This is a genomic window from Providencia rettgeri (assembly GCF_001874625.1).
Classification (GTDB): Bacteria; Pseudomonadota; Gammaproteobacteria; order Enterobacterales; family Enterobacteriaceae; genus Providencia; species Providencia huashanensis.
This window is the reverse complement of record NZ_CP017671.1, coordinates 2,192,734-2,219,200: the sequence shown is the minus strand read 5'-3', so window position 1 is coordinate 2,219,200 and position 26,467 is coordinate 2,192,734. Positions and strand designations below refer to the sequence as shown.

The window sequence follows — 26,467 nt, the reverse complement described above, 5'->3', positions numbered from 1 at the left end:
ACGCCCTATAAACTAGTCACTATTTATGGATAACGGTGATTATCCCTACGTGAATGATAATGGCGTTTTAACAACCAATAACGGTCTGCAACTTTTTCTCGGCCACCGACTCTCGCACCCGTGAGCCAAACAATAGCACCGATGAAAATACCAAACAGGGAACCATTAGTAACAAGCTCAGAAAGATTGAGATTAACAATATGAGAGAATAAGTTGATGCCTATGCTCCCTATCATTAAAACCATCCCTATTCCCATAAGAACATTACCAAGAAGATGAGCGCTTTTCCGTTTCATATATACCTCCAGTACCAGTAAACTGATAAGCAAGCATGTGTAAAAAAATTCGGTAATACTTTATATTTATGTAATGATTATAGTGCATTAAGTAAAATTTTTTGCGATGAGCATCACATGGAAGGAAGTTAGCTAGGATTTCTACACAAAAAATGCTCTTTATCAAAAAAATAGAAAATCCGAATAATTTATAGCGTAACTATACTTAGGGTAATTTTACCCATGACAATTTTGTACATCTCCCATTTCTCAAGGTAAACTAGCGTATTACTTCCATAAACTGACAGTGAAATAGTCGCCGTGAGCAAAATTAAATTAATTGTTGGACTTGCAAATCCAGGTGCGGAATATGCACAAACACGTCACAACGCAGGGGCATGGTATGTCGATTTACTGGCCGAGCGCCATAATCAACCGTTAAAAGAAGAAGCTAAGTTTTTCGGTTATACCGCACGTATAAACATGGCTGGCAATGATATTCGCTTATTAGTTCCAACCACATTTATGAATCTTAGCGGTAAATCCGTTGCGGCCATCGCTAATTTTTATCGTATTAACCTTGATGAAATTTTAGTCGCCCATGATGAACTCGACTTGCCACCCGGCGTAGCGAAAATGAAATTAGGCGGCAGTAATGGCGGCCATAACGGTTTAAAGGATATTCAAAGTAAATTTGCCAATAACCCTAACTTTTACCGTTTACGTATTGGTATTGGGCACCCCGGTGATAAAAACAAAGTTGTTGGCTTTGTGCTCGGTAAGCCCCCGCTTTCTGAACAAAAGCTCATTGATGACGCTATTGATGAAGCAACAAGATGCACTGATATTCTACTTACAGATGGAATGGATAAAGCAATAAATAGGCTCCATAGCTTTAAAGCCTCCGCATAAGAGTTCATTTCATCAAAATCAACTTTTTGTGTATAATCAGCGCCAATTTCTAAACATTAGGTGCAGCATACGTCTGCCCCTTGCTATTAAGGTGAGAAACATATGGGTTTTAAATGCGGTATCGTTGGTCTACCTAACGTGGGTAAATCCACCCTATTCAATGCATTGACCAAAGCCGGCATCGAAGCAGCCAACTTTCCTTTCTGTACAATTGAACCCAATACGGGTGTTGTACCAATGCCAGACCCACGTCTTGAGCAATTAGCTGAGATTGTAAAGCCACAACGTATTTTACCAACCACTATGGAATTTGTGGATATTGCGGGCTTAGTGAAAGGTGCATCCAAAGGTGAAGGCCTAGGTAACCAGTTTTTAACTAATATTCGTGAAACTGAAGCTATCGGTCATGTCGTCCGTTGTTTTGAAAATGACAATATTATTCACGTTGCAGGTCAAGTTAACCCAGCAGAAGATATTGAAGTCATTAATACAGAGCTAGCATTAGCCGATCTCGATACCTGCGAGCGTGCTATTCACCGTGTACAAAAACGGGCTAAAGGTGGCGATAAAGACGCAAAAGCAGAATTAGAAGCTTTAGAAAAATGCTTGCCACATCTTGAGCAAGCCGGCATGTTACGCACTTTAGACTTATCAGCGGAAGATAAAGCCGCAATCCGTTATTTAAGCTTTTTAACATTAAAACCAACCATGTACATTGCTAACGTCAATGAAGATGGCTTTGAGAATAACCCTTTCTTAGATGTCGTTTATAAAATTGCTGAAGCGGAAGGTTCTGTCGTTGTTCCAGTTTGTGCGGCGATTGAGTCTGATATTGCCGAACTGGAAGATGAAGAACGTGATGAGTTTATGGCAGATTTAGGCATCGAAGAACCCGGTCTTAACCGCGTTATTCGCGCAGGATATGAATTGTTAAACTTGCAAACTTATTTCACGGCGGGTGTCAAAGAAGTACGTGCATGGACTATTCCTGTCGGAGCAACAGCCCCACAAGCAGCAGGTAAAATTCATACTGACTTCGAAAAAGGCTTTATCCGCGCACAAACTATCGCTTTTGATGATTTTATTCAATATCGCGGCGAACAAGGTGCTAAAGAAGCAGGTAAAATGCGCGCTGAAGGTAAAGATTATATCGTTAAAGACGGCGATGTACTTAACTTCCTGTTTAATGTGTAAACTACCACTTTAGTCTCACACTAATGCATTTTATTATCTAATAGTGTAAAGCGCATAAAACCTATGGGCTTTACACTTTTTATTTCACTTGAACATCAATATTTCTATAAAACCAAATGCCTCAATGCATTTAAACCCGCCCCTACTTGCTTCGTCCTGCATCGTATTTTTTAGTAATAAACACCAGGAATCTAGTGACTTTGGTCTTTAAGCATCTCTACCGCCAAATCATGCCATAGTTTTACACGGCGGTTTTGGTGACTGCTTTTTAATGTTGCTAAGGCTAAGTCATAAGACAATACAGGCTCAATCACCGAAATGGCAGATAACCCTTTCGAATTGCTTTTATTCCACATGCTATCAGGAAGCAATGTCACCCCAACCCCAGCTTTAACCATTGCAGTAACCAAATCTAGGTAGTGACTACGTCCTGCAATTATTGGTTGCTTCCCATAAATACCACATGCACTAATAACTAATTCATTAATTAAAAAATCATCTGAAAAGAAAATGAAAGGCTCATTCACTAATTCACTAAACTTGACCGTTTCTTTCTCAAACAATGCATGCTGTTCATTCACTAAGAGCACCAAGCGGTCAGTAGCAAAAATATGTAAATCATAGTCCTCATTGTCAAATGGCAGCATAACGGCGGCAGTTTCCACTTCTCCATTTAATAGTGCATCCATCATTTTACGTGTGCCTAACTCATGAATTTTCAACTCAATATCAGGGTAACTCTGGCTAAATTTCATGATTATGTCAGCAAAATATGTAGAAGCAATAACTGGGGGTAAACCCACATGTAAGATACCTGCTAATGGTCCTGACCTCTCTTTCAGTGATTTTTTCATATTGTTAAAAAGTTCAAGTAATTGCACCCCGTAACGGTACAGAATTTCGCCTTCATCGGTCAGCTTAACCCCATCAGGTGCCCTCACTAATAAAATATAACCAAGCTCCTGCTCCAACTTTTGAATACTTCGACTGATTGCCGGTTGTGTAATAAATAAGCTTTTCGCCGCTCGGCTGAACCCATTAAGTTGTACAACCTCTACAAAATATCGTATTGCGCGTACGTCCATTTCTTCACCTATTACTTTTAGTTATAGCTACGATGATTATATGTGATTTCCAAATAAGAGAATTATGCACTAGAAATAATATAAAGCAGAAGATTTGTCTAATATAATTACTAGGAGCAATATAATGAGTAAGACAGTCATTGAACATGTTCTGAGCCGCTTAAACGAAATTGGAATTTGTGACATTTTTGGTGTTGCTGGTGACTACGCCTTCCCAATTGAAGATGCAGTTTGTGAAAGTAAAAATATGCGTTGGATAGGCAATTGTAACGAATTAAACGCCTCATATGCAGCAGACGGCTATGCGCGGACAAAGGGTGCCGCCGCACTGTCTACAACCTTTGGTGTGGGCGAACTGAGCGCATTAAATGGTATTGCCGGTTCTTATGCTGAAAACCTTGCTATTTTCCACCTTGTAGGGATGCCAGCAAGCGGCGTGCAGAAAAAACATCGCTTAGTTCACCATTCTCTTGGTAATGGTGATTTTGATGTTTTTTATCAAATGAGCCAACATTTAAGCTGTGCTCATGCCATTTTAACACCTGAAAACTGCATAGCAGAAACCGAACGTTTAATCACGACAGCCTTACATGAGCGGCGCCCTGTTTACCTAGGTTTTCCCTCTGACTACGCAGTCATGCCTGTCATCGCAGATGAAAACACTGAAACAATCACTATACATAAAAGTAATGATGAGTCACTATCAGCTGCAGTAACCGCTATCATAGAAAAACTCAATTCAAGCTCACAAGCCTGCGTTATTCCCGGTATTTTAACGGCTCGACTCGGCTTAGCTGACGATGTTCAAACTATTATCAATAAAACAGGGCTTCCTTACGCAACCATGTTTATGGATAAAGCTATTTTAAGTGAGTCTAATCCGAGCTATATGGGGATTTATAATGGCCAATTAATGAACCATTCTGTCGCTGAATTTGTTGAAAATTGTGACTGTATTTTAGGTATAGGGGCTGTATTAACTGATTTTAATTCAGGGAGTTTTACCGCAACTGTTAAAGTGGAAAACTGGATTAATATTCTAGCAGACCATGTCAAAATAGGCTCTGCCGTTTATCCACAAGTTTATATGAAAGACGTGCTTAGCGAACTGAAAAGGCTAGCCCCATCATTAAACCATCGAGGCATCACAGCACAAGGGCTCGGAGAACCAATTCAAAATCAACAAGGGAAAATTACCGCCGCCTACCTCTATCCACGCCTAGAAAAAATGTTTAAAAAGGATGATATTATTATTACGGAAACAGGCACCGCTTCCATGGGCTTAGGTTTCGCCTTATTACCTGAAAATGCTCAGGTCTATAACCAGACTCTATGGGGTTCGATTGGCTGGGCGACCCCCGCTGCCTTTGGCGCGGCCATCGCTGCACCACAGCGACGTGTTATTCTAGTCACAGGGGAAGGTTCACACCAATTGACAGTACAAGAAATTAGTCAGTTTGCCCGTTTTGGTTTAAAACCCATTATTTTTGTACTCAATAATGATGGTTACCTAATTGAGCGCTTACTCTGTAAAAACCCTGAAGCTTATTACAATGATATAGCTCAATGGAATTATGCACAATTACCCGCAGCACTGGGGTGTACAAATTGGTATTGCCAGAGAGTCACTGATTGTAACGAGCTAGATGCCGCAATAAAAGCAGCAGAGTTATCAGACAATGCTGCTTATATAGAGATCGTTATGGATAGGTATGCCGCATCTGAACTCGCACAAAAACTCGGTGATTCTATTGCTTCATTATATTCGTTTTAAACCAGAGTGTTCAGTACCCTCGGTGTTTTCATACACCGAGGTATAAAAAGCAACCTAAAAGTAGGTTACTCAAATACTAAGCCTACATCATGTTTTGATTGACTCAGTATCTTCGAGACGGTTAATGCCAATTCTAGCAGTTCTTGGCAAGTCGTTAATTTATTGGAGGCAATCTGATCACGAAAGAACGCAAATTCGTAAACCATATGATTAATTGCCCTATCCCGAGAAACCGTTGTGATGTCCCCATCAATACACACCTCAACTGATTCACAAAGACTCGGTGCGCCAATAACACGAATATAGCCTTTCGTCCCTTGAATAATAAAATAACCTGGACTTGCTGAATCTTTAGCGCCAACACAAGTAGCTACCGCAGTAGAAAAATAGGCCGTTAATACACCTGAAGTATCAATCCCATTATACCCTTTGTTGCAAATATATTGGCTTTTCTCTGGAGCCCCCAATAATGCGGATAACAGATAAATATTATAAAGGTTGATATCATACAGTGCTCCACCTGCTTGTTTGGGGTCAAATGCAGCATGAATATGGCCTTGTAAATAATCATTATATCGGCTTGAATATTGTGAATAATTACCTTGAATTATTTTTATTTCGCCTATTTTATCAATATATTGCTTAATAAAATGAAATTCAGGTGTGTGTATTGATGTAATAGCTTCGAATAGATATAAACCTTTTTGACGTGATAAAGAAATTAACTCCTGCAACTGTTCCCAATCTGGCGTGAAAGGTTTCTCACAAATAACATGCTTATTTGCCATCAACGCATCATAGGTATATTTGTAATGCAGATGATTTGGAAGCCCAATATATACAACATCAATATCCGGCTGTTGTAAGAGTTTTTCGTAATCCGTATACAAGCTAGCTATATCAAATTGTTGACAGATTGACTCCCCCTTTTCAATACTTTCAGCCCTAACACATAATGCGGCCAATTCTACCCCTTGCACCTGCGTTAGCGCATCAAGAGCCATCATGATTATTTTACCTGAACCAATCAGCGCTATTTTCATCTACGTTACCTATATAAGAAGAGTAAATTTTATTCTGCCACAGAGCATCACAATTAAGAAATCCCTTCGATTAATTTTTGATACTGACTCCCCGTTCCAAACTGTTCAATTAAAAACTCGGTAAATGCTGAGACTTTTCGTGGTAAGTATTCTTTTGCAGGATATACCGCATAGATATTGTGCTCAGGTAATTGATAATTCCCCAATAAAGGAACTAATTGATGGTTACTGTCACCTATAGCCGTAATGAAATAAGGTAACAATGCGATACCTATATCCGCTAATACGGCTTGGATTAGTGCCTGACTATTATTGGCACGAAAAGACCCTTTTGGTATATGGCTATATTTTTTCCCTTTTTGGTAAAATACCCACTCTTGCCCTGCTTGGTAAAATGAATAGCACAAACAATTATACCCTTTAAGATCGGCGACTTTTTGGGGAGAACCATATTTCGCCAGATAAGATTTCGATGCATACAGCCGACTATGGCAAGGGGATAATTTACGCGCAATTAAGGACGAATCAGGCAACGCACCAATACGAATAGCTAGGTCATATCCCTCACTAATTAAATCTACTACTTTATCATTAAAAGATAACTCAACATTAAGCTCAGGGTATCTTTGCATAAACTGGGGGAGAACTTTAGCTAAGTGTAAAGTGCCAAAAGACATTGGAGCTGAAACCCTCAGAGTTCCTGTTATTTTATCACTAAATTTAGCGGCAATATCATCTGCCATAACCGCGAATTGATAAGATTGTCGAATATAACGAATATATACAGCCCCCGCTTCCGTCAAACTTACCGTTCGAGTAGTACGATGGAAAAGTTTTATTCCCAGTTTGTCTTCGACGATTTGAATTGTTTTACTTACCGCCGATTTAGTCATATTTAATGAATTTGCCGCTTTAGTCAGACTTAAACTATCAGCCACTGCAATCAAAACTGGAAATGCATTCATATCCATAGATACCCCATTGTCAATCAAAAGGAAACAGTGTGTTTTCTTGATACCAAAGAAAAAACAGCATACCTTATCGCTACAGAAATACAATGTTTACGCGATAAGACATATCATTATGAAAAATAAATATATTCTATCTTTTCTTGCCTTAGCCTCTGGGGTTTTACTGTCAATGATGATCATGGCAAATAGTTACCTAGCCCGCTTTACAACACCATTGACAGCATCATGGCTTACTCATGGCATCGGAACATTATTTTCACTCGTTATTTATTTTTTTTACTTACAAAAAAGGAAACAACAAGTAAGAAAACAACAAGTTCAGCCACAAGTCATAAAAAAAGGGAAAATGATTTGGTATTTAGGTGGTATTCCTGGGGGCTTTACCGTTTTATTGGCATCAATAACCGTTAATAGCCCACTATCACTTGCGGGAAGCATTATTTTAATGATCACCGGCCAAATTATATTCGGTTTGTTAGTAGACGCTATGGGCTGGTTTGGTGTGATAAAACGTAAAATTACAGTTAGTGACTTTCTGATGTGTACATTATTAATAACAGGCTGCAGCTTGTTAATTATAGGAAAATAATAAAATGAGTATATATATTTTTATCGCATTACTAAATGGTATTTGTATTGTCATTAGCCGCACATTAAATGGCAAATTAGCTCAACAACATAATGCGTTCTACAGTTCACTAATCAACCACTTTGTTGGTTTTTTGTTTCTCACTATCATGGTGCTCATTTTTAAAACATACCTGTTTAATTTCAATGAGATCCCGTTAGTTGCATTCATTGGCGGTATCATTGGTGCGTTTTTTGTTATCATTAATAGCTATGTTCTACCATTGCTTGGTGTCATGCTCACCTCAATACTGGCTATTTGCGGCCAAATGATTTCAAGCTTAGTGATTGACCTTGTAAATGGCGCACATAGTCAAAATGTATACTTACAATTAATAGGCGTTGTATTAATTATTGGTGGTGTATCCATTCATTTTATCAGGCGAACCAATTAAATTACTTTTTAAGGTTTTTTATCTCTGTTTATTTTGTTTTTTACTTGAACAGCCATCCGCTTTCTTTATTTGCCAAATAGAAATTAACCAATTGTTTTATATAAAAAATCAATTATTAAATACGCTTTCTAACACACTAAATTCATTTTCAAAAACCTAATCCACCTCACAATTTATTAACAACTCTCTTGAATCATTTTTAGTTATTCCCCATGCTAATTTTATTATATAAACCAGTGGTTTACTGTACAAACCAAGTGAGGCAATCATGAAAGACAATATTGTGACGGCTGTTGATGATGCTTTATTACTGATGATGTTATTAGGTGAGAAAAATAACCTTGGATTAAGTGAGCTAGCTCGCTTATCTGGAATGAATAAATCTAAAGTATACAGGCTATTATGCACATTGGAGCATCGTGATTTTGTACAAAAAAATGATAACCCTGTTACCTATCATTTGGGTCATCAATTATTAAGCTTAGGAAATTGTGCTCGCCAGCAAATCAACTATATCCAAGTAGCTGATATTGAAGCTGAACATCTACGCCAACTTTTTGATGAAAACATTCAACTGCGTATACGTGATCACCATGAAATTTTGCAAGTTCTTCATAAAGCTTCAGGGCAGTCACTACAAGTTCGCAGTGAAGCTGGTAACCGCCGCCCACTCGGTTCAGGTGCCTCAGGAAGAGTATTACTCGCCTATGCTCCTACCACTGTGCAGGCGCCCTTTGTTGAAAAAAATGCCTCCCTGACCAAATCCCTTGACGAAATACGGGCACGGGGTTTCGCCATTACACGCGGGGAATTAACGGCGGGAATAGGTGCTATTGCCGCCCCTATTTTTTCTCAACAGGGCGAATGCATTGCAGCACTCAGTATCAGCCTTCCTCTTAGCCGCTTTTCTGATGAAAAAGAACACAATATGACGGAGCAATTACTCCAAGCGACTCAACGTATTTCGAGGCAACTCGGTTACCACTTATAATTAATACAATAAAAGAGATAACACCCATGCAACCAACACAAACCACAATACACAGCCCATCACCATCTCCTGGCTGGCAAATGAACCCCGTTTTAGTGATGTTAACCATTGTTGTTATTGCTTTTTTAATGACTTACTTTGTTAATTCAGGGCAGTATGAACGCGAGGGTAAAAAGGTCATTCCAGGTTCCTACCAAACCATCACAAAACAAGTAACTGTTGACCAAGTATTGGGAATAGAAAAACCGGCTGAAAATGAAGCGGCTCCTGTCAGCCTACTTCAGCTATTCAAAGCCATTCCTGAAGGAATTATTAAACAATCCCCACTTATTTATATGGTTCTATTTATTGGTGGCATGTTTGGTATTCTCAATAAAACAGGCGCGATTGAGTCAGGTTTAGAAAGGTTGCTGCATGTCACTCGTGGCAATATTTACCTCTTAATCCCTTTTTTAATGATTGTTTTTTCTATGGGTAGTACCTTTATGGGGTTAGCTAAAGAGTATCTTTTAGTGATCCCGATGGTTATTGCCTTAATGAAGCGTGTCGGGCTTAATGAGCTCATCGGTCTTGCTATTGTCGCTATCGCTGTCAAAGTGGGTTATTTGGCATCAATTACTAACCCATATGCCTTATCTATTGCACAACCGCTCGTTGGCTTACCTGTGTTTAGCGGCCTCAGTATGCGGGTTGCAGCCTACTTTGTGTTTATTACTTTAGGGATCTTATTTGTTTTCTATAGCATTCGTAAGACAACATTAACTTCTTATGTTGTCGAAGAACATGTCCAATCAAGTCAGTTAACCCGCCGCCATAAACTCATGCTCATTGTTTTAGCGATTGGCGTGGCATTTTTAGTTTATGCGTCTAATCGCTGGCATTGGAAAAATAATGATTTATCTGCTTATTATTTATTTTTAAGTGTCATTCTCACTTTTTGTAGCGGATTAACCGCCAGTGCAGCGGCGGATGCCTTTGTCAGCGGGATGAAAAAAGTGCTGATTGCTGGTGTCTTAATTGGCCTAGCTACCGCCGTTGAAATTATTCTTTCACAAGGGAAAATTCTCGATACCATTATTCATCAACTAGTTGGTTTAGTTGGCGACCATGGTGCTTATATCTCGTCATATAGCATGTTCCTTTCGCAGTTATTACTGGATGTCGCCATCCCTTCCACATCAGGTCAAGCCGCCGTTACTATGCCAATTTTAGGTCCAGTAGGGGAAATTTCAGGCGTTTCGCCACAAACAACCGTCTTTGCGTTTTTAATGGGCAATGGATTAACCAATATGATCACACCAACATCCAGTGGGCTACTCATCTTCTTAGCTACCGCAGGGGTAAGTTGGACGACATGGGCAAAATACATTTTTCCTCTATTTTTAATTTTTATGGCAGTCGGAATTGGCTTATTAACCATAGCAGTAACCATAGGGTATTAGCAGGATGGATATGAAGAATTACCGCGTAACAATGCGCGATGGGATCACGCTTTCTACTGATGTTTATTTTCCTCAGGGAAAATTATCAGCAGCTTACCCAGTTATTATTGAGCGTACACCTTACGATAAAACTGCACCTTCACGCTCAGAAAAAACGGCTTCTGGACATCAAATTACACGCCAAGAGATGGCCCAGTATTTCGTTAACCACGGGTTTATTGTGATATTTCAAGATTGCCGTGGGCGCTATGACTCTGAAGGAGTATTCACTAAATACATTAATGAAGCCGAGGATGGTTTCGACACATTACAATGGATCATGGAACAACCTTGGAGCAATAAGAGAATAGGTTCAATGGGCCTCTCATATGCCGCACACACGCAATTGGCAATGGCTTGTTTGAACCCTCCAGGTTTGCTAACTATGGTGTTAGATTCCGGCGGTTTTGCCAATGCCTTTCAGTGTGGGATCCGCCAAGGAGGCGCATTTGAACTTAAACAAGCTACTTGGGCATTTAAGCAAGCAAAATTAAGTCCATTAGCGCAACAATCGGCTAAAATAGCAGCAGCACTTGAGCAAGAAAATATTCATGATTGGTTTGCTGCAATGCCATGGCATCAAGGACATACCTTACTAAAACATGTCCCTGAATATGAATCCTACTTGTTTGAGCAGTGGGAAGAAGAGTGTTTTACAGATTATTGGCAGAAAATAGGCATTTATGCGGAAGGATATTATGACCAAATACCTGATATCCCAGTACTATTCATGTCCAGCTGGTATGATGCCTATGTCAGTTCCACATTAGATAATTACCGTGCATTTGTCACCAAGAAACAATCCCCGCAAAAATTAATCATGGGGCCTTGGTTACATGGGGATCGTAATATCACCCACAGTGGTGATGTCGAGTTTGGTGATATCGCAACATTTGACCGCAATGTAAGCGAAGATTGGTTATCTTGCCGTTTATCTTGGTTCCAAGAACACTTACAAGGTAATACAACTGACTGCCCCCATGAGGATGTAACTATTTTTATGATGGGGGGAGGTTCGGGTAAACGTAATACTAACGGGCGTTTAGAGCATGGTGGCCAGTGGCTAACCCATCACCAATGGCCGCTGCCCAATATTAAGCCTACAGCTTTTTATTTATGGCCCGACAATTCATTACGCCATGAAAAATACTCTGAAGCAGTGACTTTATCCTATTGTTATGACCCTAAACACCCCGTCCCGACAATTGGAGGGGCTTTAACATCTGGGCAACCCATATTTTGGGGCGGTGCATTTGATCAGCGTGAATTACCGCAGTTTTTTGGTAGCAAAGGAAATAACCTTCCCCTTGCATCTCGTTCTGATGTACTGGTATTTGAAACGGAAGAATTACAAGAAGAGGTATGCTTAGCTGGGGATATTGAAGTCTCATTATGGATCAGTAGTGATGCCCTGGATACCGACTTTACAGCAAAGCTGATCGATGTTTACCCACCAAGTGATGATTACCCACAAGGGTATGCAATGAATATCACCGATGGCATCATACGTTGCCGCTTTCGTAATGGCTATGAACAAAAACAGTTACTCATACCGGAGCAAATTGTTGAAGTGAAGATAAAACCATTTGCTTGTGCTAACCGCTTTACCAAGGGCCACCGTATCCGGTTAGATATCTCAAGCAGTAATTTCCCCAAATATGATTTCAATACCAATACGGGGGAAATGATTGCAGGTGATAGGAAATTACAAGTAGCCCGCAATAGCATACATATTTCGAGCGAACACCCATCAAAAATTGTATTACCTGTTATTAAACCACGTTAATCGTTTTCAATAATAGTTAATGTATTCCGTTACCTGCTTTAGTTATTTGATAACACTAAAGCAGGTAAAACATGGTCATCGCCTATTGTGCTTGTACCCAAAATACACCGTCACCATCTAGCGCGGTAAAAGTTTGGTGTAAATAGTCGCTATCGGCTTGGGGATCAAGATCCGCAAATAGCTCCGGATGGATAAACTTCGCAATCGCCTCCACTGCAATAATATTAAATGGAGTATCATAATATTGTTGATATAGTGCTAATACTTGTTTGTTTTGAAATGCCGCTAACGAACGAAACTTAGGGCGTTCCATCAGCTTGTTCAGTCGCGCTAGAGACTTTTGTTTATCCCCTGTATAACCCAATGGTACTGAAGCGCTACCTTTACGGGTACTATCCCAATCAGCGGCTGTCATCAAATAGTAATCTGGGTTGCTGTGGATTAATTGCTCCTCACTAATTTCCCCACCCATGCCAATGCTAAACCATTGTGAACCGAGGTTATTTCCCCCTGCTGTTTCAACAAACTCACCAAAATTACCATTACCAAAGGTTTTACAACAGTAATCAACCCCTGAAATACCAGCGGCCCTTTCAATAAATACACTTGGACGTTTATCTTTATCAATCGAGGAGACCCTTGAACGAATTAACCCCAATTTTTGTTGATAAAACTGGTTAAATTCCTTCGCCTGCTGCTCCTCACCAAATACTTGCCCGAGTATCGTCATACTCGGCATAGTATTTTTAAGTGGGTATTGTCTAAAATCGATAAAAATGACAGGTAAACCGCTTTTTTCCAATAATGATAACGTCCCGCTTTCTGTTAGCTTGCTTTTCAAGCCAATATCAAAAATCAATAAATCGGGTTGAGCAACTAGCGCTTTTTCTACGCTGAAATCAGTAGTGTATGGGTTAGGAAACACAGGGATCTTTTTGAGTTCTGGGAATTTTTTGCTATATGCAACACTTAGGTCAGGTGCTTTTTTTATTAACGCGTCATCCCAAGCAATAACCCCTTTTAATGGCGTTTTTGGGTGTAGTATATTCAGTGCTACCAAGACACGGCTATCCGCTAACATTACACGGGATACTGGCACATTCACCGTGACTTCCCGACCTGCAATATCCGTGACCACAGTAGGTGCAGCCATGCTTGTAGCCGCAAAAAATAGGCTAACGACGCTAAGAATTACACCCAATTTTTTGATAGTTTGTCTACCAGTCATTATTTTGCCTTATATTCATTAAAATTTCACAGACGCTTGAACGTAGTAAGTTCTCGGCTGCCCAACATAAATGCCATAATTGTTATCCGTAGAGCGTGTGAAATAGGTTTGATCAAATAAATTTTTAATACCAGCGGATAGCGTTAAATCAGACAAACTTCTCCCAAAATGGTATTCACCGCGAGCGTCCCATACCATATAACCTGGGATAGTCCCATAACGGCCATCCACGCTTGGTTTAGTAACATATTGGTCTGTTGTGCCTGGTGACTCTTGGGTTGATTGCGCATAAGTATTCAAGTTCCAAACCCAATTCCCCGTTTCGTAACGGCCACCTGCGGTGAATACTTGGCGTGAATAAAAAGGTAAATCTTTATGAGCAAAGTTCCCTTTCTTACTCACCGCCTTAGTGTAGGTATAGGTACTGTAAACACTCGCGCCTTCAAGTGCATCAGTAAGGTCAGGTAAGTTGTACCTCGCGGCTAACTCGACACCTTGGTGTGTTGTTGCACCTAGGTTCGTCCAACCCGTTGTATTTTCAACGTATAATAATTGGTCATCAAAATCGATATAAAATAATGTTGCTTCAAGGGACAAGGCGGTATTGTCGTATTTAGTACCTACTTCATAATTATGCGCTTTTTCTGCACTTAACCCATTCGCAGGTGAGTTACCAACCCCTTTAGTATTCAATTGGAAATATTGCAAACTCCCAAATGATGTGCTGGCATTGGCAAATAACTTCCATTCATCATCAATATGGTAGATCACTGCTAGTGCAGGAAGTGGTTCACTATAACGTTTACTGCGATGTTGTTCTTTAAAGCTATCGTCTAAATGAATGTTAATATTTTCGTATCTAATTCCGGGAATAAGCGTCCAATTACCAACATCGATAGTGTCATCCAAATAAATCGCATGGGCTTCTGTTCCCCCAGACGTGTGCTGATAATAATTATTGGTATCAGGGCGAGTGCTTTGGCTCCCCGCTTGGTACCAATTTGAGCGGTACGCTTTTTCATCTGCCGTTTCATTTAAATAACGATAACCAATGGTAACCTCATGGGAAATATCATTAAAACGGAATAATTGCGAGTAACTTGGTTCAATCGCATAAGCAGTATAATGACGAGGGTAAGACACTAAGCGCCTTTCATTCGCTTTTTCTTTATGGTCACTTTCTATATAACTCCCCCGGTAACTTTTGCTAAACCAAGTCATCAATTCAAATTGTTTGTCATCTACTTCGTGCTTGTATTTCAATGACAGATCCTGCCGATTACCTTCAAAACGGTCATAAGGCCGTGTTGATTGGAATGGGTCAGCATTATATTCAGCTTGGGTCAAGCCTCCGGGCATACCCGACATTGCACGGTAATAATGAAAATTAGCTAATAATTCATCGTTATCTGTTAAGGCATAACGCGTTTTCAGCATGAGGTCATCAATATCCGTGTTATCATTGCTTTTACGGTAACCTTGCCCGTGTAAACCCGAATAAAGCAAAATTGCCCCAGCAGAATCATCCGCTTTAGAGCCCCCTAGCGAGGCATCCACTAATGTTTTTAACCCGCCTGTTTTGGCACCCTGCGTCTGTACTGATACACCGCCACCAAAATCTTTAGGGATAGGCTTAGTCACAAAATTAATCACTCCCCCTACATTTTGTGGCCCATAACGTACCGAAGCCCCTCCGCGTATGACATCAATAGATTCAATACTTCCCAAAGATAATGGGGACATAGAAAGCTGCGGCTGGCCATAAGGTGCTGCGGCTAATGGCATCCCATCAAGCAAAATAGTTGAGCGCGGTGAAAGACGCGAAGTTAACCCACGGACTCCCACATTCAAAGAAACATCACTGCCACCGGTTCCATTACTTTCACGAACTTGTACACCTGGGATCCCTTTTAATGCATCTGCGATTGTTTCACTGCCAGTTTCTTTTATTTGTTGTTGTGTTTTTACCGTTCTAGCGCCGGGATGATTAAATACCACTTCACTGTCTTGTGTATTTTCGAGCCAATTGCCCGTAACTGTGATTTGGTCACTCTTTGTATTATCAGCCGCAACAGCGTAATGAGATATCAGAGCAGTAGAAATTGCGAGGGGGGTAAGTAATTTGCGAGTTTTTAATTTCATAACCGATGAGCTAAAAGAGAATTAAGAGCGATAATGATAATTATAATCATTAATAACAATCAACATAATTTACTCACTTTTGGTAATTAATTTGTCAATAACCCACTTTTATAATCATAATTTAGTTTTTGCTGTACTAAAATGCACATAAGCATATAAAAAAAATCCGAAGGAGCTCACCTTCGGATTTTAGATTAATATGATGATAAATTAACCACCAAGTGAGAAAAATACCACTCGTCCAACACCCTCACCGGCAAAAATACACAGCGTGGCCAAAGACATCACAACCGTAGCGTTGGTATTTTGCCCCGTCTTTTGGCACAGCAAGCGGCCAACAAATAGTATGCCTAATGCGATTAGCACTACACGAACAAGGCTTAAACTCAGTAGCCCTTCTGGCATTTCACGCTGGGTCATACCGAGGTAAATCGGCTCACCTATATTACCAAGCAGCGATAAAGCCCCTAATAACATAAGTAGTACCCCCATAATACCTAGCCCTAAGGTAATTTTAACCACTCGTTGTACCTGCTCTTCTTTCGCACTTCGGCGCAAAGACCCCACCAGCAAAAGTGCAGCAACAACACCGCCTACCAGTAATACCGCGCCGAAGAAACTCGCGTAAGTGAATAAACCATTCCATAAGTTAAATAATGTATTGGCATATAACGCTGACATCGCATACATATACATCAAGCCAGCAATCGCACTCAGTACCAGTAATGCAGCATTCGCTTTTTGTTTCAGTAAAAGTAAAGCGACACTAAAAAATAGTAACCCCATGTAAATTGCAGTCGCCCAAACTTCACGGCTCATCCATGAGGTCGACACGTGCAGCATAGTGTAAAACATGTGCAGAGGGTTCCCCATGTGAAATAACGAACCGAGTAACCCAATGCAACCTAAAACAAAACTGGCTAAAACAGGTCGTTTGATAAACTGAACATTCTGAATATCATTTCCCCCGCCAAGTACCCGGAAATAACAGATTAATGCAACAACCAAGCAGCCCACTGAGGCCTGCATAAATAAGGTGAAAATCACCAATGGAAATTCATGCATGATAGTTTTCCTTATCCTTTCGTGCCGACAACAAGGTTCGGCTTCGTGATTGATGAGCTTGGTAACCCATCAATATCCGCATTTGTGCCATATTTTTTGCGCAATTCACTGATTAAGCCAAATTCAATGGCACGCATTGGGCAAGAATCCACACACATAGGGTTTCCCCCTTTCTCACGCAGGTCGATGCAGGTATCACATTTGGTCATCATACCAATACTCGCATCAAATTGTGGTGCTTCATATGGGCAAGCCCAAGTACAATAGCGGCATCCAACACATTTATTGTGATCGACCAACACAACCCCATCTTCTTCACGTTTATGCATTGCCGTTGTTGGGCAATGACTGACGCACTGAGGGTCATCACAGTGATTACAAGCTATTGATAAATGCCAGAGACGAGGCCGCGGGTATTCCCCAACTTCAACGTCATATACTCGGCGAAAATTACGCCCAACCTCAAGGTCGTTCTTGTCTTTACAAGCTACTACACAGGTTTTACACCCAATACAGGCAGCAACGTTTATATAAAATCCGACTTGTTTATCCATTTCTTATTGCCCCCTAAAAAATAATACGCTGTGGAATAGCAGCATCTGGAACTAATTGATCACCATGCCATTTCTCGATATTACACAGCATGGTGTTCCAACCTGATGTGCCAAGACCCGTTGGTACTTGGATCGTTAGCGTATTATCAGCCCCTGCCATATCTATCCCTGTTTTTTCATCCACATTCGTCCAACTACCATGAGGTAATGCAACCACTCCTGGTTTCATCGTTTGGGTAACCAATGCTGGACGTACAATTTTCCCTTGTGGGCTTGTAACTAACACCGTTTCACCATGCTTAATTCCTAGGCGCTTTGCATCCGACGCATTGATGTAAATTGGGCTAGGCCACTGCTCGCGTAACCAAGGCACATTATCAAGGGTACTGTGTGAACGGCGTAAATAATGAGGGTTATAGATTTGGAATGGATAATCCCCTTTTTCTTTTTTAGAGAAATCCTTAAAGCTAGCTTCATAGCCATTTGCTGAAGGAATGTACTCAGGGATCGGAGGTAATTTTGTCCAACCACATTCATCCGCTTTTTCTACCAATGTTTGGCAATAAATTTCAAATTTACCACTTGGCGTTGGGCGCGGATTCCCTTCAGGGTCTCGAATAAAGTCTTCATAGGCGATATAACCATAGTTATCACCTTTAGTTCGTTTAACTTGATATTTCCCAACGGTAAGAAACTCATTCAATGTAATGCGACCTTGCTGAGGTTTGCCTGTCACTTGCCATTCATCAATGTCTGCTTGGGTAATTGTCAGCAATGGCTCAGTGGTTTTACCATCTTCACCAATAATTGTTGCACCATTAAGCTTATTGAAGAACTGCTGTTTCTCAGAAACAGGGAATACTTCATCGACATTAATGCCAAGGCGTTTTCCGATTTCTTTGGCAATCCATTGGTCACTTTTCGCTTCATAAAGAGGTGGGGTCACATTAACCGCGGCAATAATAACTTCGCGGTTGCTTGGATTTAATATGGTCCCTTCACGCTCCCATTCGGTAGTTACTGGCAGTACAATATCGGAGTATTTAGCGCAAGTGTGTGGAACATAAGCTGCTGTTACCACTAATTCCACATCTTTACGGTAGGCTTCAATACTCTGCGAAATATTGGCGCGTGTTTGCAGTGTGGCATTAAATGGGTGGATAATCATTTGAATGTTAGCGTTTACATCACCCACACCGCGTTGACGGAATTTTTCTCTAATAATGCACGGTTGAGTTCATTATGGTTAATTTTCAGGCTAATTGGGTTTGGCACCGCCGGTAAACCACTGTCGCCAGCCATCACTAAGCGAGTACCGTTATTCCCTGCCGCAAAATGGCAGCTTACCCCTGTCATACGCCCCGGTTTACCCATATGCCCTGTCATAAAACCTAAGGTTGAGAATGCTTGTACCCAACCTTCTCCATTATGAACACGAGCTGGAGCCCAGCCAGTAAGTAGTGCCACTCGGTTTGTCCCACCAATTTCACGGGCCAATTTACGGATATCTGTAGCGGATAGCCCACAAATGTTAGATGCCCATTCAGGTGTTTTCGGCTCCCCTGTATACGTACCTAATAAATAATCTTTAAAATTACCTTTTGGATCAGCCCCTGCTGGCATATTAGTTTCATCAAAACCAACCGTACAACGGCGCAAGAAATCCCAATCAATTAATGGGTTATCTTGGCTGTCCATTTCCAATAGAGCATACATGATGCCCAACGCTAAAGCGTGGTCAGTACCCGGGTTAATAGGGTACCAATCAGCATCCATTAATTCCGCTGTCGCAGTATAGCTTGGGTCGATACAAATAAACCGAGCTCCTGCTTTTTTTGCTTGATAGTAGTTATAGGTTGGGCTACCAGGGCTACTCCACGCAGGGTTTGCCCCCCACATAACAATCAATTGTGAATTACGCATATCAAAGCGATCATTGGTACCAAAGGTATAAAAACCTTCTAACAACCCTAAATGGGCTGGTGTTTCAAACCATGCTCCCCATGACGTTGTTCCCCAGTCGCCAACAAATCCACCCGCTTTCGCATAAACATTTTGGATATCAACACCATTGCCGCCTGTGATCCAAATGGATTCATTACCATATTTTTCTTTGATGCGTTTGCTTTCTGACGCAACAATATCAAGTGCTTCATCCCAGCTAATACGTACCCACTGGTCACGCCCACGCAAGCTTTTATCTCCCCCTCCGGGAGCCCAACCTTTACGTTTCATTGGGTATTTTAATCGATCGGCGCCGAACACCTGTTTACGTTGAGAACGCCCACGTAAACAGCCTCGTTGTTGTGGAAAGTCAGGTGAGTCCGCTACCACATCATCTGTTTTTTGCCTAACAACGACACCTTCAACGACGAGGGCTTTATTGACACAACGACCACCGCAGTTATGCCAACATGCCACGGGCTTCCATGTCCCTTGAGTGACAGCGTCGGTTGCTTGGGCAACGGCTTTTTCCTCTTCTGGTGTTGCAGCATAAAGTCGTTTACTTAGCGGCAACGTAGCCATCACTGATGCCGCCGATGTCCATGCTAAAAATGAACGACGACTTAAGGCTACTTTCTGTCTTTCTGACATTGCTCTTACCTCTTCACTTTGCTTTATTATTATTAATTAACTAATTCATTGATTCTTTTAAGGTCGTTGCGCAAAAAAAGCTCTAAAAGTGAGCTTAATTGGCGATAAAATAAGGTTTCTGCATGGTTATGCATTGCACGGCAAAACGGGGTAATAAATGCTAAAAGATGCGTATCTAAGAATGCAGATGACCCTAACAATAATTTTTTTGCGTCTTCGCCTAGCTCATTTCCAACATCGACAATCGCAACAATGCGTTGACTTAAATTCCACATAAAATCTAACTCAAACCCAATATGATCTGCTGCCTCCATGTCACCCTCAGGTAATTGGAACCCATATTTTTGATAAAAGGTTTTTACAGCTAATGTGTTTTCTTGAAACAACAATTTGTCACGGGAGACATAAGTAGACTCCCATGGTGCCGCCGGAGGCGCTTCTGGGCCAATAAATAAGCGGGTAAAATCCCAATGTAAATCTTCAAAACTATCCGCGTTTGCTTGTAACGTCCGTGACTGTAAATCTTTTCCCATTTCCTCAATTGCATTTTTCATCGCGGGTAATGCTTCATCACAAGGGAATAATGCCAACCCCGTATTATCCAAATAATTTAATAACTCAGGGGTAGGTTCTTCTATTAATAAGCGTCTTAATACGTCATAAGCAAATTGACGCGCATAGAGATAATCAAATGTTGGGATGTTATTCATTACAGGAACCTTCATGCAAATCGGCCAATAAAAATTAAGTTGGTGTCGTTAATTCAACCTTCACTTCTTTAATTAAAGGGTTGCCCTGCTCATCAGGCTCAATGATGTGTGAGGTGAGTGCGATGGGTAAATCAACGAGGGAAGTTAAATACAAAATAGATTCGGGATTAAACTGCAAAAAGCCGTGCAACAACTCTTCGTGATAAGAAATTCCCGCTTGTTTTAATAGTCTTGCTACTTGTGGGCGGTCATCACCAAATACTTTGGCGCTTTTATAAAAATAATCGCGAGATGAAAATAGATAATGTTGCCCAATAAGCTGAGCATGTTGCCGAAAAAATGCGTTACTTTGGTATACTTGACCTGTGTGTTTATTCTCCAAGGAACAATAATGCACACCAAGTGATAGCTGTTGTTCTAATGCAAATTTAACCACACGCAAACAAGCTAATTCACTTTGGGAGACAGCAAGCCCACCTGCATACCAATAATTGTAATACACTTCATAAGGGGGGTTTTTAAGTTGAAAGCCCCGTGATTGGTAAGCGTCACTATTTGTTAAAGGAAAACAAAATTCCAATAAGTTAATCCCATCTATACCAATATCATCTAACCGCATGAGTAACTTGTACATTTGCGGTTCAGTGCCTGGGATAACCGGCATCTCCACCATCACCGTCGGGAAAATTTCTCTTGCTAATTCAATGCGGTGTAAAACTTTCTCAATCCGTTCTTCTGCATCATCAATTTTGATGCTAAAGCGAATTTCTTTAAGGCCTGCGTTTGCTAAGGCTACCGCTGTGCTACGGTCTAATGGGTCACCAGCTGTATATAAGCGGCTATGAACCTGAGGTAATTTCTGTTGAACTGCTGCGAAAAACGCAATGCTCTCTTGGCGGAAAAGTAATGGTTCACCTCCCGTTAAAGCAATATGTGTTAGCGGGTATTCTTGCTCTGCAATTGCAGCAACTTCGCCAACAGCATCCCTCATCTCATGTTGAAAACCTTGGTAGTTCTCTTGGTTAGGATTGAAACAAAAATAGCAGTCGCGGTGGCATTTTAATGATAAAAATGTGGTGTAACTCCCTTCCCCTGTGCGGCACTGCACACAAGCACTCGATAGCCAATGACTATGTATACTCTTTCCATTATTCGCAAAACATGCACCTAGCGCTTTAATATCCTGTTTAAGCTGGTTTATCTCACTTTGCTGTGAAAAAGCAGGTTCAAAACTAACCCCATATTGAGTAATAGCTTGCTGTGTTTGTCTCTCAATATCCAAATAACGCATAGCATAACGCTTAAACTCAGCGTTATTGATGGTAGGCAACAGCCTATCAGTAATCGGATAAATCATAGTTTTCCTTCAATTTACTGACGAATAGTTTCTTTAAAATTTGAGCTTCATAATTCGAATAAAGAAATATAATAACCATCTAATTCACTGGCAAACTGATAACAGAACAAAGCCGTGCCAATAATTACATTCGTGTTATTGAAATAAACTGGAAATTACTAACTTCATTAAATAAGAAATATTCGCATTATATTTTTTTGATTAATACTAGTATAAGGAAGGGATATAAAATGATGTTGCGCAGGATCAAAAAAAAACCATTTCATTACTGACATATCAAGCAATTAGATTACGCTATCAGTAGTATTGATTTATAAACCCAACAGTTACTATTATTGAGCCAAATACCTAATCAAAAAACGAACCGATATATAAATAAGTACATTTCACATTCTCACACTAAACAACAACGCTACTATTTCACCATAACTTTTCTCTCTATATATTAAAATCAATAATTATATTTCAATTTGTAAAATTAATTTTCAAAATACAATTAAATATCACCTACCCATAGTTAAACAATATTTAATAAATAAAAATTTTATTTTATATTTTACTTATTGTCTTTTCTTAAAATACTAAATAATATATCGGTTACTATTATTGATTCGTCACAACCGCCATAATGCCTGATGCAAGGCATATTATGCCCACTATTTTAATTGTTAAATCAAAAAAATGGGGAAATCAGGCTATTTTTACTTACCTGATAACACTGTAGAGCTAACTGAATGTGCCCCAACAAAATTGATAAAACAACAATAAACGATTAGCGATACTGTCATAATGGTAATGCATAAGTCACTTTAACTGTTTCCATTGGCACTTCAGTCTTAATACTTTGAATACTATTAATTTGTGTCAGATGGTCGGCATGGAAACGGCGATATGATGCAAGATCATGTGTCACAATACGGACTAGCGCATCACATTCCCCTGCCATTAAGTGGCATTCAACAACCTCTGGCATTTGCTTTATCTCTTGGACAAATTGATTGATGGTGTGAGCATCCTGCGTTTTAAACCAAATACGCGCAAATAAAGATAACCCCGCCCCAATCTTAGCGCCATCAAGCACCGCAACGTAACGTTTTATCACCCCAGCTTCTTCCAATAATTTAACTCTGCGTAAACAAGGAGAAGGGGAAAGCCCAACTTCTTTAGCTAATTCAATATTTTGAATTTTACCGTCTCGTTGTAAAACCCGTAAAATATGTTTATCTATGGCATCAAGTTTTACCATATTTTCACCTATTGAATCTGAGTGCTATTTTTAAGTTAATTTTTGATATTTAATATCAAAAATTAACGCTTTACAAGCAATAAAAAAACCCAACACTATCGATACATAGTTATAATTTTATTGCGACTGGCCAGTTGTGTTAAATAAAAATAATCAACATGAGGTATTCAAATGGAGTTACAAACTTTGCTGTTATTTAGCGCAACTGTGATCCCTCTGGTATGTACACCAGGACCTGATCTGCTGTTTATTTCTGCTCAAGGTCTTTCCGGCGGGGCCATTGCTGCTTGGAAAGCTAATTTAGGAATTATTATGGGCTATATGACCCATGCTATACTTGCCGCATTAGGGTTATCAGCGATTGTTGCTGCCTCACCAGCCATTTTCCATACAATTAAATGGGTAGGTGTCGCGTATGTGGCTTATCTCGCGGTTTGTATGCTGCTATCAGCCATCAGAACACGTGAAATATGCATTAAAACAGCCTCGACAAAATCAATCATCGGCAAAGCCTTTTTGACCAGCTTTCTCAACCCTAAAGGTCTCTTAGTTTACTTCGCCATCTTACCTAATTTTATCCAATTAAATGAAAGTGTTGCTATTCAATCGTTGATCTTGTCTGCCACTTTTATTTTTCTTGTATTGTTATTTACGGTGTGATCGGAGCATTATTTGCGTCCATGCATAACAAGCAAACTTATAATGATAAAAAACGCCGCATAACCGAAGGTGTTGCAGGGGGAATGCTGACTTTTGCTGCAATTGGCTTAGCAACCAGCTAGTGAGGCAACAACTCAATCCAAATTAATTTGCTATCGGTGCTAAGTGGCTTAACCTCCCCTTCACCGATATCAGGAAGCCACCAGCCCCCTTGCCCTTTTGCCATTATGTTACAATTTCCACCAAAAACCTCCCACTGGCCCTCAAGTACATAAACAAGGCCTGCTTGGTTTGCCGGTAACCTACGTTTTTCAGTCACTAAATAATTTTTAACGCTCCACCTATCTTGTCGAAAAATAAAATTCAATAATTGAGTTGAGGGTTGCTTTATATTAACTGCACAATACTGCTGAGCAGAAAACTGAATACTGTCACCCACTTGCCCTAGTGGATATTCAACACCCTTGTTATCGGTTAATGAAAGCGGCTGTTTATTAAGCAAGATAGCTAGCCTTTCGCCTTCCGCATAGCGTTTTAAGTAGCTATCTTTATTAATCGTTGCAATACTTGCACGTAAAGAGTAATCCGATGCGACAGGCCAGCAAAAAACCTCTTGGCTAAACCCCCCGCCATCATTCCAATCAAGGATAGGTAACTCCGTCATATCAAAACATTTTATTTTCACATTACCCCCTATGCTGCCATTGGTACTTGTGGTTTTAGCTTAGATTGGCAAAGTTAGTCTCTCAAGGCAATGAATTAACAACAATAATGTGACTATTCGCGCCTCTCATTAATTAAATAGTGACATAAACGACCTAAAGTTTTCATGGCCTCTTCTACTTGCTCGTTCCATGTAAATGAAGCATTCAGACGAAATGCATGGTTGAACTGCTCGCTCGTTGAAAACATACTACCAGGCGCAATACTGATCCCTTCTTTAAGAGCCAATTGATAAAGACGAATAGCATTAAAAGGTGCTTCAAATTCTAACCACAAAAAATACCCGCCTTTAGGCATATTAACTTTTACTGAAGCCGGCATATATTTTGCTATGGCCCCGAGCATCTGATGTTGACGTTGCTCCATAGTTTGCCGCAGTTTACGCAAATGATTGTCATAACCGCCCAGAGAAAGATACTCAGCAATCGCCAATTGAGTCGGTACACTGGCAGAAACTGTGCTCATCATTTGTAAATGTTGAATTTTTGTCGCGTGGTGACCAGCCGCAACCCAGCCAACCCGATAACCCGGCGCTAAACATTTGGAAAATGAAGAGCAATGGAAGAAATTACCTTTGGTATCTAAAGCCTTAGCAGGGATGGGTTGTTTATTGCCAAAATAGAGTTCACCGTAAACATCATCTTCAATTAACGCAATTTGGTGTTTATTGAGAATATCAACTAAGCGCTTCTTGTTAGCCTGTGGCATCGTGCCGCCAAGGGGGTTTTGATAGTGAGTCATTAACCAACAGGCTTTAATTGGGTATTTATTCGCTATCTCTTCAAGTGCATCTAGGTCGATACCAAAGATAGGGTCAGTTTTGATAGCTATTGCTTTGAGTTTTAAACGTTCTATCGCCTGTAAAGAACCATAAAATGCTGGAGACTCGATAACAACCCAGTCCCCTGGTTGCGTAACTGATTGTAAGCTAAGAACTAAGGACTCCATCGCCCCAGCTGTAATGACAATTTCATCGGGTGCAACGTGGATCCCTTGAGTGGCATAACGTTGGGCAATATTACGCCGTAATTGCTCATTCCCCGGTGGAAGGTTCGCTGGTGTATTAAATTTTGATAAGCGCCTTGCCACTGAAGCTAGCGATTTAGCAAGCTTTGGTTCATCTAACAGGGCGGGTTCTGGAAATGCGGAGCCAAATGGGATAATATCTGGGTCCTTACAAGCTTGTAGCACACCAAAAATAGAGGCGTTAATCTCTACATTCTCATTTAAATGTAGCCCTTTTCCTCCCTTTGCCGCAGCAAATGAATTATTACGGTTAGCCACATAGTAGCCTGATTGCGGGCGAGCAACGACCCAACCTTGGCTTTCGAGTAATTGGTAGGCTTGTACCACGGTCATTAAACTCAGACCTGATTGCTTAACGCTTTCCCTAAGTGAAGGTAATCTGTCACCAACTTGCCAGATATGGTCTTCAATTTGTTGACGAATTTGCGCTGCTAACTGTTCATATCTCGTCATAGCCGCCTCAACTGTTATAGTTAATTTCTCAATAATTGTTACTATTATAGTTTATCGTCTCATGTTCTACTTATCCACACATTCACCTGACTTTTTTTAACTATAAGCACAAAACATTTTTAGCTGTATCCGGCGTTAACGATTTTTTGCTAGGGATAAGCGCTTCGATTGTTA

The 26,467-nt window shown here is 40.4% G+C and carries 23 protein-coding genes and 1 pseudogene; 9 read left to right on the top strand and 15 right to left on the bottom strand.

Translation table 11 applies throughout. The annotated features are described in order from the left end of the window. Nucleotides 1-23 precede the first annotated feature (23 nt). On the bottom strand, nucleotides 24-296 hold the full coding sequence (gene ychH, locus RB151_RS10235; protein WP_034783625.1) for a stress-induced protein YchH: 273 nt from the start codon (nucleotides 294-296) through the stop codon (nucleotides 24-26). Between the two features lie 300 nt (nucleotides 297-596). Between ychH and pth the strand changes: the two genes are divergently transcribed. Next, nucleotides 597-1,187, top strand: coding sequence for an aminoacyl-tRNA hydrolase (pth, locus tag RB151_RS10230; RefSeq protein WP_042843942.1), 591 nt, complete (start codon nucleotides 597-599; stop codon nucleotides 1,185-1,187). A 102-nt stretch (nucleotides 1,188-1,289) separates the two neighbouring features. Next, nucleotides 1,290-2,381 (top strand): redox-regulated ATPase YchF, encoded by a 1,092-nt coding sequence (gene ychF, locus RB151_RS10225; RefSeq protein WP_042843943.1) that lies wholly within the window; start codon nucleotides 1,290-1,292, stop codon nucleotides 2,379-2,381. Between the two features lie 191 nt (nucleotides 2,382-2,572). On the opposite strand, the gene RB151_RS10220 is transcribed toward ychF, so the two are convergent. Then, nucleotides 2,573-3,466, bottom strand: coding sequence for a LysR family transcriptional regulator (locus tag RB151_RS10220; RefSeq protein WP_071548037.1), 894 nt, complete (start codon nucleotides 3,464-3,466; stop codon nucleotides 2,573-2,575). A 124-nt stretch (nucleotides 3,467-3,590) separates the two neighbouring features. Between RB151_RS10220 and RB151_RS10215 the strand changes: the two genes are divergently transcribed. Next, nucleotides 3,591-5,240: an alpha-keto acid decarboxylase family protein gene (locus RB151_RS10215; protein WP_048607080.1), complete on the top strand. Its 1,650-nt coding sequence runs from the start codon at nucleotides 3,591-3,593 to the stop codon at nucleotides 5,238-5,240. 65 nt (nucleotides 5,241-5,305) lie between these two features. Here the strand turns inward: RB151_RS10215 and RB151_RS10210 are convergent, their stop codons facing one another. Continuing rightward, the gene (locus tag RB151_RS10210; RefSeq protein ID WP_042843946.1) at nucleotides 5,306-6,283 is read right to left on the bottom strand and encodes a Gfo/Idh/MocA family protein; all 978 of its coding nucleotides are present in this window, start codon (nucleotides 6,281-6,283) and stop codon (nucleotides 5,306-5,308) included. A gap of 53 nt (nucleotides 6,284-6,336) precedes the next feature. Next, on the bottom strand, nucleotides 6,337-7,254 hold the full coding sequence (locus RB151_RS10205) for a LysR family transcriptional regulator (RefSeq protein WP_048607078.1): 918 nt from the start codon (nucleotides 7,252-7,254) through the stop codon (nucleotides 6,337-6,339). A gap of 112 nt (nucleotides 7,255-7,366) precedes the next feature. Between RB151_RS10205 and RB151_RS10200 the strand changes: the two genes are divergently transcribed. The 5 genes from RB151_RS10200 to RB151_RS10180 all read left to right on the top strand — a co-directional run bounded on the left by RB151_RS10200 (nucleotide 7,367) and on the right by RB151_RS10180 (nucleotide 12,534). Further along, complete coding sequence (locus RB151_RS10200; RefSeq protein ID WP_048607076.1) at nucleotides 7,367-7,843, top strand: DMT family transporter; 477 nt, start codon at nucleotides 7,367-7,369, stop codon at nucleotides 7,841-7,843. A gap of 4 nt (nucleotides 7,844-7,847) precedes the next feature. Then, nucleotides 7,848-8,276: a DMT family transporter gene (locus tag RB151_RS10195; RefSeq protein WP_042843950.1), complete on the top strand. Its 429-nt coding sequence runs from the start codon at nucleotides 7,848-7,850 to the stop codon at nucleotides 8,274-8,276. Between the two features lie 268 nt (nucleotides 8,277-8,544). Further along, nucleotides 8,545-9,267, top strand: a complete 723-nt coding sequence (locus RB151_RS10190; protein WP_042843951.1) for an IclR family transcriptional regulator — start codon at nucleotides 8,545-8,547, stop codon at nucleotides 9,265-9,267. Nucleotides 9,268-9,293: 26 nt separating this feature from the next. Beyond that, nucleotides 9,294-10,709, top strand: a complete 1,416-nt coding sequence (locus RB151_RS10185; protein ID WP_048607074.1) for a YfcC family protein — start codon at nucleotides 9,294-9,296, stop codon at nucleotides 10,707-10,709. Between the two features lie 10 nt (nucleotides 10,710-10,719). Beyond that, on the top strand, nucleotides 10,720-12,534 hold the full coding sequence (locus RB151_RS10180; RefSeq protein WP_071548841.1) for a CocE/NonD family hydrolase: 1,815 nt from the start codon (nucleotides 10,720-10,722) through the stop codon (nucleotides 12,532-12,534). Nucleotides 12,535-12,616: 82 nt separating this feature from the next. Here the strand turns inward: RB151_RS10180 and RB151_RS10175 are convergent, their stop codons facing one another. From RB151_RS10175 to RB151_RS10140, 9 genes are all read right to left on the bottom strand, one after another. Then, entirely contained in the window at nucleotides 12,617-13,762 is a 1,146-nt protein-coding gene (locus RB151_RS10175) for an ABC transporter substrate-binding protein (protein ID WP_042843952.1), read from the bottom strand. A gap of 18 nt (nucleotides 13,763-13,780) precedes the next feature. Further along, nucleotides 13,781-15,904, bottom strand: coding sequence for a TonB-dependent receptor family protein (locus RB151_RS10170; RefSeq protein WP_071548036.1), 2,124 nt, complete (start codon nucleotides 15,902-15,904; stop codon nucleotides 13,781-13,783). 210 nt (nucleotides 15,905-16,114) lie between these two features. Continuing rightward, the gene (locus RB151_RS10165; RefSeq protein ID WP_071548035.1) at nucleotides 16,115-16,969 is read right to left on the bottom strand and encodes a dimethyl sulfoxide reductase anchor subunit family protein; all 855 of its coding nucleotides are present in this window, start codon (nucleotides 16,967-16,969) and stop codon (nucleotides 16,115-16,117) included. An 11-nt stretch (nucleotides 16,970-16,980) separates the two neighbouring features. Beyond that, on the bottom strand, nucleotides 16,981-17,523 hold the full coding sequence (locus RB151_RS10160) for a DMSO/selenate family reductase complex B subunit (protein WP_042843955.1): 543 nt from the start codon (nucleotides 17,521-17,523) through the stop codon (nucleotides 16,981-16,983). 13 nt (nucleotides 17,524-17,536) lie between these two features. Further along, nucleotides 17,537-18,691 (bottom strand): molybdopterin dinucleotide binding domain-containing protein, encoded by a 1,155-nt coding sequence (locus RB151_RS23640; protein WP_237071528.1) that lies wholly within the window; start codon nucleotides 18,689-18,691, stop codon nucleotides 17,537-17,539. A gap of 14 nt (nucleotides 18,692-18,705) precedes the next feature. Next, complete coding sequence (locus tag RB151_RS23635; RefSeq protein WP_225832910.1) at nucleotides 18,706-20,118, bottom strand: molybdopterin-dependent oxidoreductase; 1,413 nt, start codon at nucleotides 20,116-20,118, stop codon at nucleotides 18,706-18,708. Nucleotides 20,119-20,150: 32 nt separating this feature from the next. Further along, a complete protein-coding gene (locus RB151_RS10150) occupies nucleotides 20,151-20,828 on the bottom strand; it encodes a TorD/DmsD family molecular chaperone (RefSeq protein WP_042843957.1) in 678 nt (225 codons plus the stop codon). A gap of 34 nt (nucleotides 20,829-20,862) precedes the next feature. Continuing rightward, on the bottom strand, nucleotides 20,863-22,185 hold the full coding sequence (locus tag RB151_RS10145; RefSeq protein ID WP_071548034.1) for a radical SAM protein: 1,323 nt from the start codon (nucleotides 22,183-22,185) through the stop codon (nucleotides 20,863-20,865). 784 nt (nucleotides 22,186-22,969) lie between these two features. Beyond that, entirely contained in the window at nucleotides 22,970-23,431 is a 462-nt protein-coding gene (locus RB151_RS10140; RefSeq protein WP_042843960.1) for an Lrp/AsnC family transcriptional regulator, read from the bottom strand. A 171-nt stretch (nucleotides 23,432-23,602) separates the two neighbouring features. Here RB151_RS10140 and RB151_RS10135 point away from each other — a divergent pair. After that, nucleotides 23,603-24,213, top strand: a pseudogene (locus tag RB151_RS10135) (LysE family translocator). On the opposite strand, the gene RB151_RS10130 reads toward RB151_RS10135, so the two are convergent. Both RB151_RS10130 and RB151_RS10125 read right to left on the bottom strand, forming a co-directional pair. Next, on the bottom strand, nucleotides 24,210-24,776 hold the full coding sequence (locus RB151_RS10130) for a HutD/Ves family protein (RefSeq protein WP_042843962.1): 567 nt from the start codon (nucleotides 24,774-24,776) through the stop codon (nucleotides 24,210-24,212). The pseudogene RB151_RS10135 and the gene RB151_RS10130 sit on opposite strands and share 4 nt — an antisense overlap. 92 nt (nucleotides 24,777-24,868) lie before the next feature. Next, nucleotides 24,869-26,293 (bottom strand): PLP-dependent aminotransferase family protein, encoded by a 1,425-nt coding sequence (locus tag RB151_RS10125; protein ID WP_048607059.1) that lies wholly within the window; start codon nucleotides 26,291-26,293, stop codon nucleotides 24,869-24,871. Nucleotides 26,294-26,467: the final 174 nt, after the last annotated feature.